General features: G+C 74.1%; 8 protein-coding genes. All 8 read left to right on the top strand.

The annotated features are described in order from the left end of the window. A partial coding sequence (locus ETD83_RS43295) for a hypothetical protein (protein ID WP_171064710.1) occupies positions 1 to 287 on the top strand: 287 nt, incomplete at its 5' end. 579 nt (positions 288 to 866) lie between these two features. Continuing rightward, complete coding sequence (locus ETD83_RS39695) at positions 867 to 1,190, top strand: hypothetical protein (RefSeq protein WP_138650409.1); 324 nt, start codon at positions 867 to 869, stop codon at positions 1,188 to 1,190. Continuing rightward, positions 1,187 to 1,561, top strand: a complete 375-nt coding sequence (locus tag ETD83_RS39690) for an RRQRL motif-containing zinc-binding protein (RefSeq protein ID WP_138650408.1) — start codon at positions 1,187 to 1,189, stop codon at positions 1,559 to 1,561. The genes ETD83_RS39695 and ETD83_RS39690 overlap by 4 nt, the downstream gene beginning before the upstream one ends. A gap of 113 nt (positions 1,562 to 1,674) precedes the next feature. Next, positions 1,675 to 1,989, top strand: coding sequence for a hypothetical protein (locus ETD83_RS39685; RefSeq protein ID WP_138650407.1), 315 nt, complete (start codon positions 1,675 to 1,677; stop codon positions 1,987 to 1,989). Positions 1,990 to 2,021: 32 nt separating this feature from the next. Next, the gene (locus ETD83_RS39680; RefSeq protein ID WP_138650406.1) at positions 2,022 to 2,630 is read left to right on the top strand and encodes a hypothetical protein; all 609 of its coding nucleotides are present in this window, start codon (positions 2,022 to 2,024) and stop codon (positions 2,628 to 2,630) included. 83 nt (positions 2,631 to 2,713) lie between these two features. Then, on the top strand, positions 2,714 to 3,301 hold the full coding sequence (locus tag ETD83_RS39675) for a hypothetical protein (RefSeq protein WP_138650405.1): 588 nt from the start codon (positions 2,714 to 2,716) through the stop codon (positions 3,299 to 3,301). Next, positions 3,298 to 3,552, top strand: a complete 255-nt coding sequence (locus ETD83_RS39670) for a hypothetical protein (RefSeq protein WP_138650404.1) — start codon at positions 3,298 to 3,300, stop codon at positions 3,550 to 3,552. The genes ETD83_RS39675 and ETD83_RS39670 overlap by 4 nt, the downstream gene beginning before the upstream one ends. A gap of 85 nt (positions 3,553 to 3,637) precedes the next feature. Next, positions 3,638 to 4,531, top strand: an 894-nt coding sequence (locus ETD83_RS39665) for a hypothetical protein (protein WP_138650403.1), incomplete at its 3' end; no start/stop codon positions are given.

The following is a 4,531-nucleotide window of genomic DNA, read 5'->3' as shown; positions in this document are numbered from 1 at the left end:
CCGCCCGCCCGCCCGTCACGCGGCCCGAGAGCGCCCTCGGGTTCTACGTCTCGGTGCGCACCAGTGCCCGGATGGCCGAATCGGCGCTGGTGCTGGGCCCGTTCCCGGACCGCGACACCGCACACGAACACCTGCCGCTGGTGCGGGCGTTCGTGGCGGCCCGGCACCGGGGCGGGGAGTGGTGGCGGTTCTCGATCGCCCGCGTGACCGCTCGGCCGGGCAAGGCGCTGCCGGCAGGGACCTTGAACACCCTCATCCTCGCGGCCCGTGACGGGCTGGCCGCCTGACAGGGAGCTGACCCCGAGTCCGGGCGGCCCCGCCCCGCTGCGCTAGGTGCGCGCGGTGGCGGGGCCGTCTCACCCGGTGCCAGACGCCCCGGACCCCTCGTCATCCGATCCCCCGCGATAGGGGAGAAGGGAGCGCTGCGCGTGATGACGAACCCGACGACGAACCTGATGACGCTGCCGTTCGCGGTAATCGGCCCGCAGCCCATCCCGGCCGGTCCCACCCACGCGACCCCCGCCACAACCGACGTGACGACCGGTGGGGCGGCCGGGTGTTCCAACTGCGGGAGCGTGCACAGCGTGCGGGTGCTGCCTGACGGGCGGCACCGGTGCGCGTGCGGACACCGCTGGACCCCAACCGCCCGGCCCACGACCGGTGCTCCGGCCGATGGCACGCCGTAGCCCGGGGCCGGCCCCGGCGGACCCGACTGACCTCCCCGATGAGGTGTGTGACCGCTGCCGGCGGACCACCTGCCGTGGCGCGTGCACCGGCCCAGACCCCGCTGACCGACTCGACCTCGAACGGCGACAGGCCGCCATCGAAGCGGCTCACCGCCTGGCCAAGGAGCGTGACGACGACCGATGACCAGTGAACAGCACCTCGCGGAAACCTCGAAGTTCGTCCCGGAGGAGCCGGTCACCGTGGGCGGGTACCCGATCACCTGCCCTGCGTGCGGCGCGGCGGACGGCATCCGGTACTGGGTCCACCGCGACGCGGACGGCGTGAGCGCCGAACACACCTGCGTGCCGTTCGACGGACGCAAGCGCTCGCGGATTCGGCGGTGGGACGAACCGCGGGTGACCAGGGAATTTGTCCGCGACCACGGCGTCGATCTGCTGGCCGAGTTCAACACCCACTTGCTCCCGATCGCCCAGGAGATTCGCGAGCGTAGGAGGCAGCCATGACCGATCCGGCGCGGTTCTGGGACCCGCGCGGGGACCGGTACGGCATCCCCACCTACCCGTGGCGGCTAGCGCCGCCGCACCTGGCCACGCGCCGCCAGTTCGCCGCTGACGGGTTGCGGCCCGGCGGTCAGGACGTGGCCGCTCAGGTGCTGTGGCGCCGGTGGCGCGGTCTCGGGGTGGCCTTCCTGTATGACCGGCGGCTTGCGCTGCCCAAGCGGGCGCCGACCGCTGCGCAGCGCGCAGCGCTGGCCAAGGCACTGGCCGCGCGACGGACATGCCCGCGTTGCCGGACCGACGTCGGTTACGTGCTGCGCCGGCGGCTGGGCTGCTGCCTGGACTGCGCAAGCGACTGGGAACTCGAAGCCGCCTGACGCTCTGCCTCGCCCCGGAACCGGTGTCCGGGGCGGGACAGGACGCCAGACCTTTCAAACGACCAAGGTCACGTCCCCTTCCCCTCTCTCTCCCGACAATGAAGGACGCTGCCATGAACGCTGACCGGACCGCCGCACCCTGCCCCAGCCGCAGCGCCGGGGACCTGGACGCCGCCGCTGGGGAGGCCCGGTGGGTGCTGCCCGAGGACGGGATTGTTGATCCGATCGCGATCGAGATCGCCGCCCGCGGGTCCCGCCGGGTCGCCCTCACCCCCACCGAACGCCTGCTGGCCGCAGCGTCGATCCTGGCCGTGGGCGGCACGCCGCACGACATCGAGGTCCGGTTGCACGTGTCCGGCCGCACCGCCCGCACCCTGGCCGACCGGGCCCGCCGACTCGGTGGTTCCGGCGACCGGCGGGCGGCCTGATGGTCGCCGCACCGCGGCCGGCACCTCGTGCGATGCCCGAGCCGCAGCCCATCCCGCCCGGCTACGAGGAGACCAGCGCATCCAGCTACCCGTGGACCGGCCGGGAACGGAGCTGGAACACCGGCGAGGCCGCCGTGCTGCTCACCCTCGCCGCCGCGGGCGGGGACCTGACCGCCCACCGAACCATCCACCTGGGAGAAAAGGAAGCGAACATGCCGATCCCTTTCACTGAGCAGGCCGTCACCGAACCGGTCGTCACCGAGCTGGCCGTCACTGAGCAGGCCGTGATCGAGCGGTACAAGGGCGTGCGGGGGCGGCAGGGCCGCGCCGCGATGCTGCTGGCCGACCTGGCGCGGCTGGAGTTGCCGTCGGTGGCCTGGACCATCTCCGACATCGGCATCCAGCCGAAGCTGTTCGGACTGATCGAGCGCGGTGAGCTGGACGCTCCGGCCGCCGAGCGGAACCGGATGAGGGCGGCCGCCTTCGAGATGTGGGCCGACCACCTCGACGCCGAGATCACCACCCGCGACTGGTCGGACGGGACGTTGGAGCTGATCGTCCAGACCTGCCTGTCCGGAGTCGAGATCCACATCTTCACCACCATCCAGCCTGCGGATTCCAGCGGTCCGGCGTCCGCGTAGCCCCCCGTCCTCGCCCCGTCCTTTCCTGACCACCGGTTCCTGGTGAGCCGGTGGTTTCGTCGTTTCTCCGAAGGAGTCGCCCCATGTCCGATCCCACTGTGTTCCCCCCGCCGGTCTCACCGCCGCCCGGCGCCCCCGAGCCCGATGACCTGGCCGCAGATCTGGCCGCGCTGGCCCGCATCCAGCGTCGGCACACCCGGGCCCGCGCCGCGATCGGCGCCGGGCTCGTCCTGATCGGTGCCGCGCTGGCCTGGCCGGTCCTGGTGGCCGTCCCGGCCCGCGTGCTGGCCACCCTCGCCCTGCTGGGGCTGGCCGTGGCCGGTGCCGTCTGGCTGGTCAGCGCGGCCTACGGCTGGTGGTCGGGCCGGTACGAGGTGGCCCGGCCGCACCCGTGGATATGGCGGTGGCGGATCGTGCGCCGCTGGTATGCCCCCGGCGCCACGGTGTGGCGCGCTGACCCGGCGCCGTGGGACGGCCCGCTGACGGTGCTGGGCTGGCACGCCGATCCGGCGTGCGCGACCGGGTGGGCGCTGGTCTACGACGGCACCCCGCGCATGTCCGGCGGTGCCGCGCAGTGGCTGCCGCTGGACCAACTGGCACCCACTCCCGCCGGGCCGCCCACCGGGGCGGCCGGGTCCGGGGAGTCGGGCGAGTTCGGGCTGATGGCATGAGCCCCCGGCAGATCCGCGCCCGGCTCGCTCTGATCGATGTGGTCATGCTCGCCGGCATCGCCGGGGGCGGGCTGTGGCTGGTGCTGACGCACTTCACCGCGATCGCACCGGCCGCCGCGCTGCTGCTGGCGGTCATCGCCGCGGTGGTCACCTTCGGTGGCGTACCCACCGGCCCGGCCGCTCCCACCGAACCCGCCGAAGCCGCTGAGGACGCCTCCGGCGACCCGGCCGACACCATCCCCGACGACTGACTCTCTCTCCCAGGCCGCCCCGGCGATGTGCGGCACCAGCCGCCGCCGGGGGCGGTCTGTTCCTGCTGTGTGAAAGGACCTTGTGATGGACGCCAACAGGTTCGGCGCCCTGGTGGCCGACTCGCCGCCGCTGGCCCTGGCAGCCGCTATCGCCGCCTTGGTGGCGGTCGCTGCGGTCGGCTGGACGGCGCGGCGGCTGGCCCGCGGCCGCCAGGCCGACGAAGTACTGACCCCGATCGCGGCCGCGGCCGCCACCGGCGTGGCGATGACCGGCATGTGGAAGTTCTTCGGCGACGTCCTGGACGCGTCCGGGCCGCTGCGGATCGCGCTGTTCGCCTTCCTGGAACTGGCTATGGTCACCTCGGCCGTGCGGGCCCGCCGCAACATCGCCGAGACCGGCGCCGCCGGGCTGGACGGCGCGGCGGTCTGGGCGATCACCGCCATCTCTGCTGTGCTGTCGGCCACCGATGCCGGATCGGTCCGCGCCGGGCTGCTCCGGCTGGCCGCGCCGATCCTGGCCGCCTGGCTGTGGCATCGCGGCCTGGCCGTGGCCCGCCGCCACGCCACCGGCACGGGCACGGCGCGCCGGATTCATTGGCGGGTCACCCCCGAACGGGTCCTGGTCCGGCTCGGGCTGGCCGAGGCCGGTGACCGGTCCGCCTCCCAGATCGATGCGCACCGGCGCCTGACCCGGCTGGCCCGCGCCGCCAACCAGGTGCGGCGCCTGCGTGCGGCGGGCGCCAAGCCCAGGAAGCTGACCAGGGGGCTGGCCCGGCTGGACCGGGCGATGGACGCCGCGGTGGAACACGCCGGGCTGGCCACCGACCCGGCGGCCCGCAAGGCGTTGCTGGACCAGCTCGCCGCGCTGTATCACGCGGCCGGGCTCGCCGAGGTCGCCCCGCCCAGCCCCTGGACGGCAGCCCCTGCGGTGCCTGCCCTGTCCGCCCCGCACACGCCGTCCCCCCGTACGGGTGAGGCC

This window comes from Actinomadura soli (genome assembly GCF_005889715.1).
In the GTDB taxonomy this organism is placed as follows: domain Bacteria; phylum Actinomycetota; class Actinomycetes; order Streptosporangiales; family Streptosporangiaceae; genus Spirillospora; species Spirillospora soli.
The sequence above is the reverse complement of the archived record's forward strand: the minus strand, read 5'-3'. Positions and strand labels throughout refer to the sequence as shown.

Coding starts and splice junctions, on each gene's coding strand:
- ETD83_RS39680 (WP_138650406.1), top strand. CDS start 2,022: ATGCCCGAGCCGCAGCCCATCCCGCCCGGCTACGAGGAGACCAGCGCA.
- ETD83_RS39670 (WP_138650404.1), top strand. CDS start 3,298: ATGAGCCCCCGGCAGATCCGCGCCCGGCTCGCTCTGATCGATGTGGTC.
- ETD83_RS39675 (WP_138650405.1), top strand. CDS start 2,714: ATGTCCGATCCCACTGTGTTCCCCCCGCCGGTCTCACCGCCGCCCGGC.
- ETD83_RS39685 (WP_138650407.1), top strand. CDS start 1,675: ATGAACGCTGACCGGACCGCCGCACCCTGCCCCAGCCGCAGCGCCGGG.
- ETD83_RS39695 (WP_138650409.1), top strand. CDS start 867: ATGACCAGTGAACAGCACCTCGCGGAAACCTCGAAGTTCGTCCCGGAG.
- ETD83_RS39690 (WP_138650408.1), top strand. CDS start 1,187: ATGACCGATCCGGCGCGGTTCTGGGACCCGCGCGGGGACCGGTACGGC.